This is a genomic window from Stenotrophomonas sp. YAU14A_MKIMI4_1, assembly GCF_003086855.1.
In the GTDB taxonomy this organism is placed as follows: domain Bacteria; phylum Pseudomonadota; class Gammaproteobacteria; order Xanthomonadales; family Xanthomonadaceae; genus Stenotrophomonas.
In genome coordinates, this window is record NZ_CP025998.1 from 287443 (window position 1) to 304951 (window position 17509).

The 17509-nt window shown below is 67.8% G+C and carries 16 protein-coding genes; 11 read left to right on the forward strand and 5 right to left on the reverse strand.

Annotation, left to right across the window (positions count from 1 at the left end; genetic code table 11):
* Window positions 1–184: 184 nt before the first annotated feature.
* Window positions 185–1552, reverse strand: coding sequence for a short-chain fatty acyl-CoA regulator family protein (locus tag C1931_RS01215; RefSeq protein WP_108755121.1), 1368 nt, complete (start codon window positions 1550–1552; stop codon window positions 185–187).
* A gap of 114 nt (window positions 1553–1666) precedes the next feature.
* Here C1931_RS01215 and C1931_RS01220 point away from each other — a divergent pair, with 114 nt between their 5' ends.
* Genes C1931_RS01220 through mmsB form a run of 5 tightly spaced genes read left to right on the forward strand, consistent with a single transcriptional unit; the run spans window position 1667 to window position 7206 of the window.
* On the forward strand, window positions 1667–3172 hold the full coding sequence (locus tag C1931_RS01220; RefSeq protein ID WP_108751851.1) for a CoA-acylating methylmalonate-semialdehyde dehydrogenase: 1506 nt from the start codon (window positions 1667–1669) through the stop codon (window positions 3170–3172).
* Window positions 3173–3186: 14 nt separating this feature from the next.
* Complete coding sequence (locus tag C1931_RS01225; protein WP_108755122.1) at window positions 3187–4353, forward strand: acyl-CoA dehydrogenase family protein; 1167 nt, start codon at window positions 3187–3189, stop codon at window positions 4351–4353.
* Window positions 4350–5147, forward strand: a complete 798-nt coding sequence (locus tag C1931_RS01230; RefSeq protein ID WP_108755123.1) for an enoyl-CoA hydratase — start codon at window positions 4350–4352, stop codon at window positions 5145–5147. The genes C1931_RS01225 and C1931_RS01230 overlap by 4 nt, the downstream gene beginning before the upstream one ends.
* Window positions 5144–6319, forward strand: a complete 1176-nt coding sequence (locus tag C1931_RS01235) for an enoyl-CoA hydratase/isomerase family protein (protein ID WP_108755124.1) — start codon at window positions 5144–5146, stop codon at window positions 6317–6319. Before C1931_RS01230 ends, C1931_RS01235 begins: the two co-directional genes overlap by 4 nt.
* The gene (gene mmsB, locus C1931_RS01240; RefSeq protein WP_108755125.1) at window positions 6316–7206 is read left to right on the forward strand and encodes a 3-hydroxyisobutyrate dehydrogenase; all 891 of its coding nucleotides are present in this window, start codon (window positions 6316–6318) and stop codon (window positions 7204–7206) included. Before C1931_RS01235 ends, mmsB begins: the two co-directional genes overlap by 4 nt.
* Window positions 7207–7431: 225 nt before the next feature.
* Here the strand turns inward: mmsB and C1931_RS01245 are convergent, their stop codons facing one another.
* Window positions 7432–7857: an organic hydroperoxide resistance protein gene (locus C1931_RS01245; protein ID WP_004153735.1), complete on the reverse strand. Its 426-nt coding sequence runs from the start codon at window positions 7855–7857 to the stop codon at window positions 7432–7434.
* A 109-nt stretch (window positions 7858–7966) separates the two neighbouring features.
* Window positions 7967–8947: a cation transporter gene (locus C1931_RS01250; protein WP_108755126.1), complete on the reverse strand. Its 981-nt coding sequence runs from the start codon at window positions 8945–8947 to the stop codon at window positions 7967–7969.
* 169 nt (window positions 8948–9116) lie between these two features.
* Here C1931_RS01250 and C1931_RS01255 point away from each other — a divergent pair, with 169 nt between their 5' ends.
* Together C1931_RS01255 and C1931_RS01260 are read left to right on the forward strand one after the other, a co-directional pair.
* Window positions 9117–10571, forward strand: a complete 1455-nt coding sequence (locus tag C1931_RS01255) for a SulP family inorganic anion transporter (protein WP_108755127.1) — start codon at window positions 9117–9119, stop codon at window positions 10569–10571.
* A gap of 103 nt (window positions 10572–10674) precedes the next feature.
* Window positions 10675–11145 (forward strand): hypothetical protein, encoded by a 471-nt coding sequence (locus C1931_RS01260; RefSeq protein WP_108755128.1) that lies wholly within the window; start codon window positions 10675–10677, stop codon window positions 11143–11145.
* Between the two features lie 46 nt (window positions 11146–11191).
* Here the strand turns inward: C1931_RS01260 and C1931_RS01265 are convergent, their stop codons facing one another.
* Window positions 11192–11587 (reverse strand): lysozyme inhibitor LprI family protein, encoded by a 396-nt coding sequence (locus tag C1931_RS01265; protein WP_234412860.1) that lies wholly within the window; start codon window positions 11585–11587, stop codon window positions 11192–11194.
* Window positions 11588–11856: 269 nt separating this feature from the next.
* On the opposite strand from C1931_RS01265, the gene C1931_RS01270 reads away from it, so the two are divergent.
* The 3 genes from C1931_RS01270 to C1931_RS01280 all read left to right on the forward strand — a co-directional run bounded on the left by C1931_RS01270 (window position 11857) and on the right by C1931_RS01280 (window position 15759).
* Window positions 11857–12705 carry a hypothetical protein gene (locus tag C1931_RS01270; protein WP_108755130.1) on the forward strand — a complete coding sequence of 283 codons (849 nt, stop codon included), beginning with the start codon at window positions 11857–11859 and terminating at the stop codon, window positions 12703–12705.
* Between the two features lie 151 nt (window positions 12706–12856).
* The gene (locus C1931_RS01275; protein ID WP_234412719.1) at window positions 12857–13330 is read left to right on the forward strand and encodes a lysozyme inhibitor LprI family protein; all 474 of its coding nucleotides are present in this window, start codon (window positions 12857–12859) and stop codon (window positions 13328–13330) included.
* Window positions 13331–13371: 41 nt separating this feature from the next.
* Window positions 13372–15759 carry a peptidoglycan-binding domain-containing protein gene (locus C1931_RS01280; RefSeq protein WP_108755132.1) on the forward strand — a complete coding sequence of 796 codons (2388 nt, stop codon included), beginning with the start codon at window positions 13372–13374 and terminating at the stop codon, window positions 15757–15759.
* A 62-nt stretch (window positions 15760–15821) separates the two neighbouring features.
* Here C1931_RS01280 and C1931_RS01285 read toward each other — a convergent pair whose 3' ends face one another.
* A complete protein-coding gene (locus C1931_RS01285; protein ID WP_108755133.1) occupies window positions 15822–16130 on the reverse strand; it encodes an addiction module antidote protein in 309 nt (102 codons plus the stop codon).
* A 159-nt stretch (window positions 16131–16289) separates the two neighbouring features.
* Between C1931_RS01285 and dusA the strand changes: the two genes are divergently transcribed.
* Entirely contained in the window at window positions 16290–17321 is a 1032-nt protein-coding gene (gene dusA / locus C1931_RS01290) for a tRNA dihydrouridine(20/20a) synthase DusA (protein WP_108755134.1), read from the forward strand.
* Window positions 17322–17509: the final 188 nt, after the last annotated feature.

Genomic DNA, 17509 nt, shown 5'->3' on the forward strand with positions numbered 1-17509 from the left:
AGCGTGCCCACCAAGGTGGGCACCTACCCACGGCGACATCCGGATGGGGTCAGAGCCCGTCGCGCCGCAACGGGATCTGACCCCGTGCTGCCCGCGGCATGGATGCCGCGGCCAAGCCCCCATGGATGGGTTGACGGCGTCCCCGCAATCCGACGCCGCCCCGCCCAAACACGGAATGCCCGCTTTACCTCCCCGGCAACTGCACGAACGCGCGCTGCATGCAGTCCTCGCGCGGGCACACCCGGCAACCCGGCCCGATCGACACCGAATTGCCCGGGCTCTGCACATCCAGCCCCAGGGAATACACCAGTCGCTCGGCATGCTGCAGGTCGCAGCCCAGCGCCACCGCGAAGGTCTTGCGCGGCTGGCCATGCCCCACCGGCCCGCTGCTGACCTGCCGCGCCAGCCAGAAATGGCGACGCCCATCGGGCATGCGCGCGGTCTGCGTAAGGATGCGCCCGGGCTGGTTGAACGCCTCGTAGACGATCCACAAGGGGCACGAACCGCCTACCTGCGAGAAATGGAAATCGGTGGCCGAATGGCGCTTGGACACATTGCCGGCACGGTCCACGCGGATGAAGAAGAACGGCAGCCCGGGCGCACTGCGCCGCGCCAGCGTGCTCAGCCGGTGGCAGACCGCTTCGAAGCCCACGCCGAACTGGTGTGCCAGCAGCTCAATGTCGTAACTGCTGGCCTCTGCCGCGCGCAGGAACCGCATGTACGGCATCACCAGCGCACCGGCAAAGTAGTTGGAAAGGCCGATCCGCGCCTGCGCGATACGCGCGTCATCGTGGAAGCCCGCGCGCGCCACCACCGCATCGATCTGCGGCAGGTAGCCGCGCAGGGCCAGCTCGGCCGCCATCTGGAACGCCTGCTGGCCCGGTTCCAGATAATCCGGCAACCACAGCGTGCGACTGCCAGCGTCGTACTGGCGCTTCTCGCGCCCGGCCTGCAGCGCGGCCACTTCCACCAGCACGCCGTGGCGGTCGGCCAGCAGCTGGCGCAGGCGCGGCGCCACGTGGCCCGGTGCCAGCCCCCATTCGGCGAACAGGCGTTCGGCCAGTTCATCCAGTTCGGGAATGTGGTTGTGCATGCGGTTGAAGAACTCGCGCACCTGGTCACCGGCCGGCAGGGTGCTGCCGGCGCCGGGCTCACCCAGCTGGAATTCCAGTGCCGCGGCATGCTCGCGCAGGGCCAGGTGGCGGCGGTGCAGGTCCAGCAGGGCGCGGCTGACCTGCGGCAGGTTGCCAGCCAGGGCCCGCAGTTCGGTGGCACTGACATCGGCCAGGCCCAGGTCGCGCAGGGTCTCGCCCAACGATTCCTGCAGTGCAGCGGGCTCATCGTCGTCGAACAGGGCGGAAACATCGCCCAACACCTCGCCCAGCTTCTGCTGTACCGCCGGTGTCAGCGGGCGCTTGTTGCGCTCGATCTGGTTCAGGTAGCTGGCCGACAGGCCCAAGGCGCGCGCCAGATCAACCTGGCTGTAGCCGCGCTGCTCGCGCAGCCGCAGCAGGCGCAGGCCCAACTGGCGCTGGGAAGGCTGGAAATTCACAGAATTAACAGGAATCGTCTGGCGTGTTGGCCAGATTAAGCGGATTCAGCCCGGAAATCGAGGTGGGTGCTGTGAATAATGCCAAGCATCTTTCGAGCCCGTGGGATTGTCGTCATGACTGTTGCAGCGCCCCGTATCCGCATGCTGATCGATGGCCAGTTCATCGAATCGGCCACCTCCCACTGGCAGGACGTGGTCAACCCGGCCACCCAGGACGTGCTGGCGCAGGTGCCGTTCGCCACCACCAGCGAAGTGGATGCCGCCGTCGCCGCCGCCAAGGAAGCCTTCAAGACCTGGCGCAAGACCCCGATCGGTACCCGCGCGCGCATCTTCCTGAAGTACCAGCAGCTGATCCGCGAAAACATGAGCGAGCTGGCCCACATCCTCACCGCCGAACAGGGCAAGACCCTGCCCGATGCGGAAGGCGATGTGTTCCGCGGCCTGGAAGTGGTCGAGCACGCCGCCGCCATCGGCAACCTGCAGTTGGGCGAGCTGGCGAACAACGTGGCCAATGGCGTGGATACCTACACGATCATGCAGCCGCTGGGCGTGTGCGCCGGCATCACCCCGTTCAACTTCCCGGCGATGATCCCGCTGTGGATGTTCCCGATGGCGATTGCAACGGGCAACACCTTCATCCTCAAGCCGTCCGAACAGGACCCGATGGTGACCATGCGCCTGGTCGAACTGGCGCTGGAAGCCGGCATTCCCAAGGGCGTGCTGAACGTCGTCCACGGCGGCGAAGAAGTGGTCAACGCGATCTGCGACCACCCGGACATCAAGGCGGTGTCGTTCGTCGGTTCCACCCGCGTCGGCACCCACGTCTACAACCGCGCCTCGCTGGCTGGCAAGCGCGTGCAGTGCATGATGGGCGCCAAGAACCACGCCGTGGTGCTGCCGGACGCCAACAAGGAACAGACCCTCAACGCGATGGTCGGCGCCGCCTTCGGTGCGGCCGGCCAGCGCTGCATGGCCGCCTCCACCCTGGTGCTGGTGGGTGAGGCACGCGGTTGGGTGCAGGACCTGGTGGCCAAGGCGCAGACCCTGAAGGTCAGCGGCGGCACCGTGGCCGGCACCGATGTCGGCCCGGTCATTTCCTGCAGCGCCCGCGAGCGCGTGGAAGGCCTGATCGCCTCGGGCGTGGAGCAGGGTGCCAAGCTGGTGCTCGATGGCCGCAAGCCGCAGGTGGATGGCTTCGAGAAGGGCAACTTCGTCGGCCCGACCATCTTTGCCGGTGTCACCACCGACATGCGCATCTACCAGGAAGAAATCTTTGGGCCGGTGCTGGTGATCCTGGAAGCGGAAACGCTGGAAGACGCCATCGCGATGGTCAACGGCAATCCCAACGGCAACGGCACCGCACTGTTTACCCAGTCTGGCGCGGCCGCGCGCAAGTTCCAGGAAGACATCGACGTGGGCCAGGTCGGCATCAACGTGCCGATTCCGGTGCCGGTGCCGCTGTTCTCGTTCACCGGTTCGCGCGCGTCCAAGCTGGGCGACCTGGGCCCGTACGGCAAGCAGGTGGTGCTGTTCTACACCCAGACCAAGACCGTCACCGCACGCTGGTTCGATGACGAGACGCTGAGCCACGGCGTCAACACCACCATCAGCCTGAAGTAAGGGCGGGAGCAGCCATGAGCCACTCGATGACGACGGACCAGGAAGAAGCGCAGCAGGCGTACCGCGAAGCCGCGCGTGACTTCGCACAGGCCGAACTGGCGCCGCACGCCGCGCGATGGGATGCGGAGGGCATCTTTCCGCGCGAGGCGATCGCCAAGGCCGGTGAACTGGGCTTCTGCGGTCTGTACATGGACCCGGAAGTGGGCGGCAGCGGCCTGAGCCGTCTGGACGCCGCCGTCGTCATCGAGGAGCTCGCCAACGTCGATCCGTCGACCGCGGCGTACATCAGCATCCACAACATGGCCTCGTGGATGGTGTCCAAGTGGGGCCAGGCCGCGCTGCGTGATGCGTGGGGCGCCGATCTGTCATCCGGCAGCAAGCTGGCCTCGTACTGCCTGACCGAGCCGGGCGCCGGCTCCGACGCCGCCTCGCTGAAGACCACGGCGGTGCGCGATGGCGACGACTATGTGCTGAACGGTTCCAAGGCCTTCATTTCCGGCGCCGGTGCCACCGAACTGCTGGTGGTGATGGCGCGTACCGGCGGTGCCGGTGCCGGCGGCGTCAGCGCCATCGCGGTGCCGGCCGACCTGCCGGGCATCAGCTATGGCCGCAAGGAAGAGAAGATGGGCTGGAACAGCCAGCCCACCCGTGGCATCACCTTCGAAAACGTGCGCGTGCCGGTCAGCCACCTTCTGGGAGAGGAAGGCGGCGGCTTCAAGCTGGCGATGAAGGGGCTGGACGGCGGCCGCATCAACATCGCCGCCTGTTCGCTGGGTGCCGCGCAGGGCGCGCTGGATGCCGCACGCCGCTACATGGGCGAGCGTCGCCAGTTCGGCAAGGCGCTGGCCGACTTCCAGGCCCTGCAGTTCAAGCTGGCCGACATGGCCATTGAACTGGTGGCCGCGCGGCAGATGGTGCATTCGGCCGCGCGCAAGCTCGACGCCGGCGCCAGCGACGCCAACGTGTGGTGTGCGATGGCCAAGCGCTTCGCCACCGATGCCGGTTTCAAGATCTGCAACGAAGCGCTGCAGATCCACGGCGGCTACGGCTACATCCGCGAATACCCGATCGAGCGCCTGCTGCGCGACAGCCGCGTGCACCAGATCCTGGAAGGCACCAACGAGATCATGCGGGTGATCGTGGCCCGCCACCTGCTCAACACCGAAGAGGAACTGCGATGAAGGATTGGCGTACCCAGGAACACGTGGGCCTGAAGGTCGAGGCCGATGGCCACACCGCGGTGGTCACCCTGCACAACCCGCCGGCGCACACCTGGACCGTGCACAGCCTGGCCGCATTGCGCGACCTGGTGGGCGCGCTCAACGCAGACCGCGACATCTACGCCCTGGTGATCACCGGTGACGGCGAGAAATTCTTCTCCGCCGGCGCCGACCTCAACCAGTTCGCATCGGGCGACAAGGCCGCTGCACGCGAAGCCGCGCGTCGTTTCGGTGAGGCCTTCGAAGCGCTGTCCGCATTCCGTGGCGTGTCGATCGCTGCCATCAACGGCTACGCCATGGGCGGCGGCCTGGAATGCGCGCTGGCCTGCGATCTGCGCATCATCGAAGACCACGCCCAGGTCGCACTGCCGGAGGCCACCGTCGGCCTGCTGCCGTGCGCTGGTGGCACCCAGAACCTGCCGCGCCTGGTTGGCGAGGGCTGGGCCAAGCGCATGATCCTGCTGGGTGAGCGCATCAATGCCGACACCGCACTGCGCATTGGCCTGGCCGAAGAAAAGGTCGGCAAGGGCGAATCCAAGGCATTGGCGCTGGAATGGGCGAAGAAGGCCGGCAAGCAGAGCCCGACCAGCATCGCCGCCTGCAAGACCCTGGTGCAGTCCACCCGCACCGGCACCCACGCCGCGGCACTGGTGGCCGAGCGCGAAGCCTTCGTCGATCTGTTCGACACGGCCGACCAGGTCGAGGGCGTGACCGCCTTCCTGGAAAAGCGCGCCGCGCAGTGGAAGAACGCATGAGCACCGACACCGTTGCCGACGAAGCACCGGTGCTGTTCGAAGCGCGCGTGGCCGGCAACGGCACGCGCATCGGCATCGCCACGCTGAACGCGCCGCGCACGCTCAACGGCTTCTCGCTGCCGATGGCGCACCTGCTGCTGAAGCAGCTCAACGCCTGGGCCGAGGATGACAGTATCGCGATGGTGGTGCTGCAGGGCGCTGGTGAAAAGGCATTCTGCGCCGGTGGTGACCTGCACAGCCTGCACAAGGCCATGGTTGCCTTCCGCGACGCCGGCCACCACGATATCCGCGACAACGCCTACGCCGCCGAATTCTTCGACGTTGAATACCGCGTCGATTACCTCATCCACACCTATCCCAAGCCGATCCTGTGCTGGGGCCATGGCATCGTGATGGGCGGGGGCATCGGCCTGATGTCCGGCGCCAGCTATCGTGTGGTCAGCGAGCGTTCCAAGCTGGCCTTCCCGGAAATCACCGTGGGCCTGTTCCCCGATGTGGGTGGCAGCTGGTTGCTGCCGCGCGTGCCGGGCAGGGCCGGCCTGTTCCTGGCCCTGACCGGTGCGCTGCTGAACCCCGGCGATGCCATCTATGCCGGCCTGGCCGATCTGCACGTGGCCGAGGAACGTCGCAGCGCGGTGTTCGATGCGCTGCTGCAGGTGGCATGGTCCGCCGATGCCGCGCACAACCACGAACGCCTGAGCCAGCTGCTGCAGTCGCATGCCAGCGATGCTGCCACCGGCCCGCTGCTGGCCAATGCCGCGACGGTCGATGCGCTGTGCGAAGGCGATGACCTGCCCGCGATCATCGATCGCATCAGCACGCTGCAGACCGACGATGCCTGGTTGCAGACCGCGCAGAAGACGCTGGCCGCCGGTGCACCGGGTTCGGCGCGGCTGGCCTTCGAACTGCAGCGGCGCAACGCCGGCCGGGACCTGGCCAGCGTCTACCGCCTGGAGTACATCACCGCACTGCACTGCGCGGCCCATGGCGATTTCGCCGAAGGCATCCGCGCGCTGCTGATCGACAAGGACCGCAACCCGCAGTGGAGCCCGGCCACCCTGGCCGAGGCCACCACCGCCTGGGCCGACACCTTCTTTGTATCCCCCTGGGCCGACGCCGCGCATCCGCTGGCCGACCTGGGTACCCCCATGGCTGAAAGGAGCCTTGCATGAGCCGCATTGCATTCATCGGGTTGGGCAACATGGGTGGCCCGATGGCCGCCAACCTGGTCAAGAACGGCCACAGCGTACGCGTGTTCGACCTGGTGCCGGCCGCCGTGCAGGCGGCGGTCGATGCCGGCGCCAGTGCTGCCGCGTCGGCGCGCGAGACCCTGGCCGATGCCGAGGTCGTGATCTCGATGCTGCCGGCCAGCCGCCACGTCGAAGGCGTGTACCTGGGTGACGATGGCCTCCTGGCCGCCATTCCGGCCGGCGCGCTGGTCATCGACTGCAGCACCATTGCCCCGGCCAGTGCGCGGAAGGTGTCCGAAGCGGCCGCCGCACGCGGCCTGCAGATGATCGATGCGCCGGTTTCCGGCGGTACCGCCGGTGCCCAGGCCGGCACCCTTACCTTCATCGTCGGTGGCGAAGAGGACGCGCTGGAGCGCGCCCGCCCGGTGCTGCAGGCAATGGGCAAGAACATCTTCCACGTGGGCGCCAGCGGTGCCGGCCAGGTCGCCAAGCTGTGCAACAACATGGCGCTGGGCGTGATCATGGCCGTCACCGGCGAAGCCATCGCGCTGGGCGTGGCGCACGGTCTGGACCCGAAGGTGCTGTCGCAGATGATGGCGGTCAGCACCGGCCGCAGCTGGGCCACCGAAGTGTGCAACCCGTGGCCGGGCGTGCTGGAAAACGCGCCGGCCTCGCGCGGCTACAGCGGCGGCTTCGGCAGCGATCTGATGCTGAAGGACATGGGGCTGGCCGTGGAAGCGGCGATGAGCGTTGGCGCCTCGATCCCGCTGGGCGAAGTGGCCCGCAACCTGTACTCGATGAACCACCAGGCCGGCCGCGGCAAGCTGGATTTCTCCAGCGTGGTGCAGCTCATTACCAGCGACAAATAAGCGAATGCGTCCCCGGCCCTGTGCCGGGGCCCACCCGAGGTGGGATGGGCGGATGCCCGGTTTCGACCGGCATCCGCCCATTTTTTATTGCGGGGTCGGATACCGGGGTCGGATCCCTTTCGCAACGCGAAAGGGCTCTGACCCCGATCCTGCGCAGGGGGGCAGTGGGGTCAGAGCCCTTTGCCGGTTGGCAAAGGGATCCGGCCCCGCCGACCCTTGGCTGCATCAGGCAACGATCAGGGTCACGTCGATGTTGCCGCGGGTGGCGTTGGAGTACGGGCAGACGATGTGGGCCTTCTGCACCAGTTCTTCCACCTGCTCGCGCGGCACGCCCGGCACGTTGATGGTCAGTTCGGCTTCAATGCCGAAACCGGTCGGGATCTGGCCGATGCCGACCTTGCCGGTCACGGTGGTGTCGGCGGGCAGGGCGACCTTGGCCTGGCCGGCCACGAACTTCAGCGCGCCCAGGAAGCAGGCCGAGTAGCCGGCTGCGAACAGCTGCTCCGGGTTGGTGCCCGGGCCGCCGGCGCCGCCCAGCTCGCGCGGGGTGGACAGCTGGATGTCCAGCACGTTGTCGGACGAGACCGAACGGCCTTCACGGCCGCCGGTGGAGGTGGCCTGGGCGGTGTACAGAACCTTTTCGATGGACATGGGATGCTCCTGGTCAGTGGGTGGGTGTTTCGATGGAGCTACTTTGCCCGCTTTTCATGGACGCTGGGTGACAGATCGTCCGCAAATATTGATGGATCGTCCGGTGGTGCTAGATCGTCCATTCGCGGTCGGTGGTGAACATGATGGTCAGCCAGCGGTCTGGCGAGGCATCGCCCAGTGCATCGCCGATCTCGTCACGCAGCCGGTCCCATTCCAGCAGCGCCCGCGGCGGGTCGTCCTCGCGCACCACGAAGAACAGCTCGATCTGCTCGCCACGCCCCACCTGGGCCACGTAGCTGCGGTGTTCGACGAAGCCATGCCGGGCCACGACGTCGCGCGCCACTGCATCCACGTGCGCCTGCAGTTCCGGCGGGGTGACCAGCAGGATGCCGGCCAGCGCCCGGCGCACCGTGCCCAGCGGGGCGATCATCACCAGCACGCAGACGAAGGCCAGGATGGCCGGGTCGATATACGGCCCCACCCAGGCCAGCGAGGTGCCGCGTACCAGCACCCCGCCCAGGAACGCGACCAGGTAGCAGGCCGACATGCTGGCGGCGATCACCCAGTTCTTTGCGTCCAGCGCAATGAATTCCGAACCGATGCGACGGTTGGCGCGCACGATGAACCACGCCAGCGTGCCCTCGGCCACGATGGACAGGCCGGCGAAGATGATGGCCGGGCCCAGCGCGATATGCCGCCCACCAGACATCAGCGCATCCACCGCATTGACCAGTGCGTACAGCGCCGCGCCGATCATCAGCGTCCCACTGACCCCCAGCACGATCGGCTCCAGGTGCCAGAAGCCCATGGTGAAGCGCTGGTTCAACCGCGACTGCAGCGCATCGGTATTGGTGGACAGGGCGATCAGCCGGGTCACCAGCAGTGACAGCCAGGTCATCACCACGTCGATCAGGCCGTAGATGCCGTCGAAGATGATCAGCGAGGAATTGGCCAGCAGCCCGAACACCACGGCGGCGGCGGCCAGCAGCAGCGAGGCGGCGATGGACAGGCGCAGCACGCCCTGTTCACTGCTGGGATCGAAGAACTGTGGGCGGTCGGCGGCCATGCTTCCATTGTAGAGCCGGGCCATGCCTGCGCTATCCCCGCCGCGCCGCTTCCCGTAGACTGCGCCCCTCCCACGTACCTACCCCCGGGTAGAGTCGACCGTTGGTCGACTGCCAGTGATTGACTGGTTGTGATTGACCGCTCCTGATTGACAGCGCCACGTGGCCACGCCCGCGTGCGCGCGGAGTTTTCCCATGCAAACGTCCTATCCCCTGCGCCAGCAATGGCTCGGCAACATCCGTGGTGACCTGCTGTCCGGCATGGTCGTCGCCCTGGCCCTGATTCCCGAGGCCATCGCTTTCTCGCTCATTGCCGGCGTCGACCCCAAGGTGGGCCTGTACGCGGCGTTCTCCATCGCCGTGGTCACCGCCATTGCCGGTGGTCGCCCGGGCATGATCTCCGCCGCCACCGGCGCCATGGCCCTGGTCATGGTCGATCTGGTGAAGGACCACGGCCTGCAGTACCTGTTCGCCGCCAGCATCCTGGCCGGCCTGCTGCAGGTGCTGGCCGGCGTGTTCAAACTGGGTTCGCTGATGCGCTTCGTATCGCGCTCGGTCATCACCGGCTTCGTCAACGCACTGGCCATCCTGATCTTCCTGGCGCAGATGCCCGAACTGATCGGCCGTGGCCCCACCGTGTACGTGCTGTGCGCCGCGGCGCTGGCCATCATCTACCTGCTGCCGCGCATCACCCGCGCGGTGCCCTCGCCCCTGGTGGCGATCGTGGTGCTGACCGCCGCGGTCATCGGCTTCGGCATCGACGTGCGCAGCGTGGGCGACATGGGCCAGCTGCCCGACAGCCTGCCGCACTTCCTCATGCCCGATGTGCCCTTCACCTGGGAAACCCTGCGCATCCTGCTGCCGGTGTCGGCCACCCTGGCCGTGGTCGGGCTGCTGGAATCGATGATGACCCTGCAGATCGTCGAGGACATCACCGAAACGCCCAGCGAGCGCAACCGCGAATGCGTCGGCCAGGGCGTGGCCAACACGCTCACCGGTTTCCTCGGCGGCATGGCCGGCTGCGCGATGATCGGCCAGTCGGTCATCAACGTGACCTCCGGCGGACGCGGCCGTCTGTCGTGCCTGGTGGCCGGCGTGCTGTTGCTGCTGCTGGTGGTGTACGGCAGCGATCTGGTGCGGCAGATTCCGATGGCCGCGCTGGTGGCGGTGATGATCATGGTCAGCATCGGCACCTTCAGCTGGCGCTCGCTGCGCGATCTGCGCACCCATCCGCGCAGTTCTTCGGCGGTGATGCTGCTGACCGTGGTGGTCACCGTGGCCACGCATGATCTGGCCAAGGGCGTGCTCAGCGGCGTGCTGCTGTCGGCGCTGTTCTTCGCCCGCAAGGTCGGCCGCATGCTGGATGTGCAGCACGAAACCGTGGGCGACGAACAGGTCTACCGGGTGCGCGGCCAGGTGTTCTTCGCCTCGGCCGGGCAGCTGGGCGCGGCCTTCGATTACCAGCACGTGGCGCCGAAGGTGCAGATCGACCTGCGCGAGGCCCACCTGTGGGATCTGACCGCAGTGGCGGCGCTGGAACGCGCGCAGGAAAAGCTGGCCGCGCATGGCGCGCAGGTAACGGTGGTGGGCCTCAACGCTGCCAGCCAGACCCTGATCGAACAGGTGGGCGGTCGCGGCGGCGCGCACTGACGGCGGCCCGGCCGGCGGGCACCTGCAATCTCCCTGATTGAAACCCGCCGTCGCCGCGGCCATGATCGGTCTGTGCCATCACGCACACCTTCAAGGACGATCCATGACTGCACGCAGGGCCTACGCTGGTTCGTTGCCGCTGCTGCTGGCCCTTGGCCTGGCCACACTGCCGGCCACGGTTGCCGCCGCGCCCGGCGCCGCCACCCCGACCACCATCGTCGAACACGTGTCCCACCATCGTGCGGGAACGCCCGAAGCGAAGGCGATTCTTGACTGGCTGGACCGTGTGCCCGACGCCAATCGCCGCATGATGGACCCGGAAACGTTGACCCTGCGCCAGCGCCAGGACGGGGCGACCTACACCGCACGGTGGGTGGAAGGCGCGCCGTTTCCGCTGCCCGCATCGGGTGCGCCCGGCGAGCAGGTCACGCTGACAGATGAACGGCCGGGGGGCCAGGTCGAAACCTGGACCCTGCAGTGGGTGGCGACCGAAGGCGGCCGCTGGAAGCAGACCCACTACGAGTGGCACGGCCGCGCGCGCGCGGGCGAGTCCGGGCCTCCGCGGGCACGCTGAGGGATTGAAGGCCGGGCGTTGCAGTGGGCGCCCGGCCCCTGCCGGCTCAGTCCAGCAGTTGCAGGTACTTCTGCAGCTGGTCGGCACGCGCGCTCAGGCGCAGCACATCGTCCAGCCCACCCTGCAGGTTGCCCACCTGCGAGTTGTCATACAGGGCGGTATCCAGCTCGTTGTCGCGGCTGCGCGACTGCAGCCATGCGCGCTGTGCATTGACCAGCTTGGTGCGGTTGTCGCCGCTCAGGCGGGCCTGCAGCTGCGTGTAGGCCTGGTTCAAGCGCTGGTCCTGGCGGGTGCTTTCCGCCGACAGGCACGCCGCCTGTTCGATCGCGCCCTGCGCGTTGTCGCGGCAGGTGGTGAACATGGGGCTGAGGCCGCTGGTGGCCGGCGCCGCACTGGCCGTGCCGATGGCCAGGGCGGCCACCATCAGGGCGGTCAGGGGCATCCTCATCCGTGTGTGCTGCTTCATCTGTTCTACGCATCCAGTCCATGGCGAGCGCCGAACTATAGCGGCTGGCCGGGGGGCGGGTCGTCAACGCGGGACGACCGCCGCCACGGCTGCCCCTGTAACGGGGATCTGCGACCGCCCTCACGCAACATGAATCCAGTCAGGCATCTGCTGCGGAGGCTGCCTTAGCATGGCTGGGTGATGGGGCCGACGGACGGCCCAGCCTGGTACGGCAACTGCCGTCCACTCGCAGGGAGACGCAGGTGATGCTGGCAACGACACTCCGCACGGGCTACGAACAGGTGCTGCTGGGCCGACGCGTGGCATCGCTGCTGCTGTGCACGGCCCTGGCCGCCTGCCAGCCCGCAGCGCCCACGGCGTCGGCTGCAGCGTCCGCGCCGCCCCCCGCGCAGGCGCCCGCCGCCGCCCGTTATCCCGATGCCTCCTACAGCGCCGGGCGCCTGCGGCCGGCCTACTTCCGCTGCGTGGAAGGCGTGCAGCACGCGGGCACCCTGCAGGCCTGTGGCAGGGAAGAACTGGCCTACCATCAGAAGCATCTGCAGGCGACGACCGGCACCCTCGTGGCGGGATTGAATGGCGAGGCCAGCGCGGCCTTCGCGGCCACCGAAGCGGCGTGGCGCCGCGATACCGACCACTATTGCACCGCGGCCGCCAACGCCGCAGTGGATGCGCTGCAGGCCGCGCAGGAGTGCCGGCTGTCCCGCGTGGCCTACCGCGCCGATGCCCTGCTGGCGCACATCCGCCCACGCGATGCCTCCTTCACCCAGGCCTCGCTGCGCCCGCAGTACACCCGCTGTGTGCAGCATGCCCGAGGCATGGATGACACGCTCGAGGCGTGCGATGCCGCCGAGTTTTCGTACCAACAGCAGCAGCTGGACGTGCAGGTGGCGCGCCTGATGGCCAGCCCGGACAGCCCGGCCAAGGACCGCTGGATGAACGAGCAGGCCTTTTGGGCCATAGACACCGGCAAGCGTTGCGCACCCATTAGTGACCATGTGGGTGCGCTGCTGGACGCGCAGTCGTGCCGCATCAATCGCTACGCCAGCCGTGCTGTCGAGCTGCAGGCGCACACGCTGGCACCGGGTCTTCAGTGATCCCGTTTTCAAGGAGAAATGAGCAATGAAGGCAATGACGCTTTTCCCGTGCATCGGTCGCGCGCTGTCCGCCCATGCCGGTGCGCTCGTGCTCGCCCTGGCCGTCGGCACGGGGCTCGCAGCGTGCAAGGACACAAGTGCGGACGCGGCCGTGCCGGCTGCGCCCGTGGCCGCAGCTGCCACGACCAGCGCACTCGCCACGGCCCCGCAGTCAGCGCCCGCTGCACCCGGCAGCACCACGTCAGCCGACGCCGATGATGATGACTTCCCGGCCGCGCGCCCGGATGACTCGTACAACAAGGCCACGCTGCGTCCGCAGTACACCGCCTGCGTGGATGCCTCCGACGGCGTGACGCCCGCCCTGCAGGCCTGCGGCGATGAAGAGCTGCGCTACCAGGAAGACCGGTTGGCGCAGATCGTCGCAACGAAGGTGGCCAGCCCGGACAGCAAGGAAAAAGACGACTGGATGGACGCGCAGGCTGCCTGGTGGTCCGACACCGATCGCCACTGCAGCTGGGACCCGCGTACCGACGGCCAGGGCCAGATGCTGGATGCACAGTCCTGCCGCATCAACCGCGTGGCCAACCGCGTGGACCAGCTGAACGCTGAGACCCACCGGCCCTGAGTTGATCCCATCGAACCGCTTACCGTAAGGAGACCTGCAGCATGGACGTGGTGACCGACGCAAAGAAGGCGATGGACGGCTGGCATCGCGGCCAGACGTCTGCCAGCTATGAAACCAGCAATCGCGGGCCCGGCTGGATCTCCTCCGGCAGGGGCGACCACGGCGGCGTGTCCTATGGCACCTACCAGTTCGCCAGCGCGGTGGGCGGGGTGGACGAATACCTGGCGGGCTCGCGCTACGGTGCCCAGTTCCGTGGCCTGACGCCGGCCACCCAGGCCTTCAACGATCGCTGGAAAGAGGTCGCCGAGCGCGACAAGGGGGCCTTCGCCAATGACCAGCACGACTTCATCCAGCACCAGTACTACGACAAACAGCTGGGTCGCCTGAAGGACGCGGGCGTGGATCTGCAGGGGCGTGGCCCGGCGGTGCAGGACGCGCTGTGGAGCACCTCGGTGCAGTACCGCAACATGACCCGCGGTGTGTTCGTCAACGGCCTGAAGGCGGCCTACGGCGACGATTACAAGCTGTCCGAGCTGAGCGACGAACAGATCGTACGCGCGGTGCAGGACTACAAGCACGACAACGTGCAAAGGCACTTTGAAAGCTCACCCACGCAATGGCCTGCGCTGCGCGAACGCACGCTCAATGAAAGGGCGGATCTGGTCGGGCTGGCGCGGTACGAGCAGGTCAACCGCCACCCGCAGGACTACCAGGGCAAGACCTACGAACAGGCGTTCGGCGAGCCACTGCATCGCCCACGCGGCGGCCATGCCGCACGCGCCGCGATGGCCGACGGCGTGCTGGTGCAGGGTGAGCGCGGTGCCGAAGTGCAGGCCCTGCAGCAGAAGCTGGCGCAGGCCGGCTACACCGGCAAGGACGGCAAGGCGCTGAACCCCGATGGCGATTTCGGCGGCAACACCGAACATGCGGTGCGCCAGTTCCAGAAGGCGCACGGGCTTGAGGAAGATGGCAAGGCCGGCCGCGATACGCTGGCCGCGCTTGGCGCGGGAACGCAGACGCGTGCGCCGGCGGCCGAGCGCAGCCACGCGCAGGCACCGGCCCCAGCTGCCGCCGCTGCCCCTGGGGGTGGCCGCATCACGGTGGTCGAGCCGTACGGCAACGTCACCAGCAACCGCACGCTGGACCATGGCATGAGCGGGGAGGCGGCCTATCGCCTGCTGAAGATCCACCATCCCAACACCAATGCCGAAGCCGTGCGTACCGGCGATGCCAGCAAGGCCGACCGCCAGTCGGGCATGGTGGAAGGCGAAATGGAGAACATCCGCACCAGCGGCGACCGGAACGGCATTCCGCTGGTGCGCAAGGACCTGATCCTGACCGACCGCCTGGCCAACCGCGACGTGATGATCCCCAACCCGGTGGCCGGCTACGTGCAGTTCCTGAAGGACCCGACCAACGGCATCGCGATCTACAGCCACCCCGCCGGCGATCCGCGGCGCGAACTGGTTGGCCAAGTGCTGCACGGCGCGGTGGGGTCTTCGCCGTACAAGAACGGCGACTTCGTCGAATACGGCGCGCCGCTGGTGAAGCAGTCGAACGCAGGCACCAAGGCCGTGCACGCGCACATCGAAGTGGAACCCGAGCAGTTCCGCCGCTACCTGGGCGACATGCTCAACGACCGCATCACGTTGGGCGGCAAGGTACATGCGCAGGGCCCCGACGCCGCGCAGGCCGCACGCAGCGCAGCGCCGGCGCCGATGGCCGACGGCATGCTGGTGAAGGGCGAGCGCGGCGATGAGGTCAAGGCGCTGCAGGGCAAGCTGGCGGCGCTGGGTTACACCGCGGCCGACGGCACGGCACTGGGCGTGGATGGCATCTTCGGCAAGGACACCCTGGCGGCGGTGAAGCAGTTCCAGGCCAGCAACGGCCTGGACGACGACGGCAAAGCAGGGCGCCTGACCCTGGCCCGCCTGGCCGACCCGGCTGCGGTGAAGGCGGGGGCGCATGCTGCCACCGATCCGGCGCGCAACGAACCGGCACGTACCGAACCTGCCGCTGCGCCGGCCGCGCCCAGCATGCGCGACGCTGGCCATGCCGAGAACCCGCGTTTCAGCCAGGCCCTGGAAAAGCTGCAGGCGCTGCAGCAGCAACGCGCGCAGGCCGGACTGTGCCCGCTGTTCGGCAGCGCACAGGAAACCGAACGTGCCGCCGGCCAGCTGGCCTACGAGAGCAAGGTGGCCGGCATGGGCCAGATCGACCATGTGGTCGCGCGCCCCGATGGCAGCGGCCTGTTCGCGGTGCAGGGCGCATTGGGCGACCCGGCTGCACAGCGCGCCTTCGTGGACCGCCAGCAGGCCGTTTCCCAGTCGCTGGAAGCCAGCACCCGGCAGAGCGCGGAACTGGACAGCCAGTTCAACCAGCGCGCACAGGACCAGCAGCAGGAGCAGGTGAAGGGGCGCGTGCAGTAGGGCAGAAGGGCCCGCGGCGAATGCTGGGGCGGCCGGCCGGCGCCGGCCTCTGCCGCATGCAGTCAATCCGGTACGGCAGACCGCGCGTCGGCTTGTACCGTCAGATGGACACCCAGGGCCAGCAGCACGCGTTGCACCGTGTCGAATCGAGGGTGTGCGTTGGGTCGCAGCGCCTTGTACAGGCTCTCGCGGCCCAGGCCCGACGTCTCCGCGATGCCGCCCATGCCCCGGGCCCGCGCAACCGTGCCAAGCGCTTCCTGGAAATGGCCGGCATCGCCGGCCGCCAGCGCTTCGGTCAGGTAGGCTGCAATCGCAACATCGTCCTGCAGGTAGTCAGCCGGATCGAAAGGGAGGGTCTTGAGCTTGCTCATGGTCGCGTAGTGCCGCTGTTGCGTGCAGGGATGCCATGGGCTGATCGTATCCAGAAGGATACACGGTTCAATTGGCAGATGCGTCAACGGTCGCCACGCACCTCCCGGGCCGCCCCTCGCCATTCAGCCGTCCGGTGTAAACTATTGATCTCACTGGCAATGCCAGTCTCCACGATCAATGCCCCGATGACGTCCGCTACTGCCCGTTACGCCGATTCCCTGCGCCTGTCCGTCGCCCCCATGATGGACTGGACCGATCGCCATTGCCGCGTGTTCCACCGCGTGCTGGCGCCCGGCGCGCGGCTGTACACGGAAATGGTGCACGCCAACGCCGTCATCCACGGCGATCGCGAGCGCCTGCTCGGCTTCGACGGCAGCGAACAGCCGCTGGCCCTGCAGTTGGGCGGCAGCGATCCGGCCCTGCTGGCGCAGGCCGCGCGCATCGCCGCCGACTGGGGCTACGACGAAGTGAACCTCAACTGCGGCTGCCCGTCTGACCGCGTGCAGGCCGGCCGTTTCGGTGCCTGCCTGATGCGCGAACCGGAGCTGGTGGCCGAGTGCGTGGCGGCTATGGTCGCGGCGGTGGACATTCCGGTAACGGTGAAGTGCCGGCTGGGCGTGGACGAGGACAACGATTACGCGGTGTTCGCCGCGTTCGTCGATCGCCAGGTGCAGGCCGGTGCTGCCATGGTGGTGGTACATGCGCGCAACGCCTGGTTGAAGGGCCTTTCGCCGAAGGAAAACCGCGAAGTGCCGCCGCTGAAGTACGACTGGGCCTACCGCTTGAAGCAGGAGCGCCCGGCGCTGCCGGTGGTCATCAACGGCGGCCTGGCAACGGTGGACGCGGTGCAGGCCCAGGCCGCACACGTCGATGGCGTGATGCTGGGCCGCGCGGCCTACCACGACCCCTACCTGCTGCATCAGCTGGAGGCGCTGCACACCGGCGCGCCGCTGCGCCCGCGCGGCGAACTGCTGCGCGCGCTGCGCCCCTACGTGCAGGCACGCCTGGATGAAGGCCTGGCGCTGAAGCACATCACCCGCCACCTGCTGGGCCTGTTCCACGGCCAGCCCGGTGGCCGCGCGTTCCGCCAGGTGCTGAGCGAGGGCGCCCACCGCCCTGGCGCCGACTGGGCGCTGGTCGAGCAGGCGCTGGCGGTGACCGAGCGCGAGGCCGATCGCGCCGCAGCGTGATTGCAGTCACATTCCTGACTTGACAAGCGCAGTTGATTCGTCCCGAATGTTCACTTAGATGAACGAAGCGGAGGCGGTCCCGGAAAAGTTCAGACCGGATTCACTGCGCAAAACCAAGAATTTGCAAAAGATTTGTAAAGGTCGGGCCTGGCGCCCGATCCCCGGATTTACGACTTTTGAACAAATTG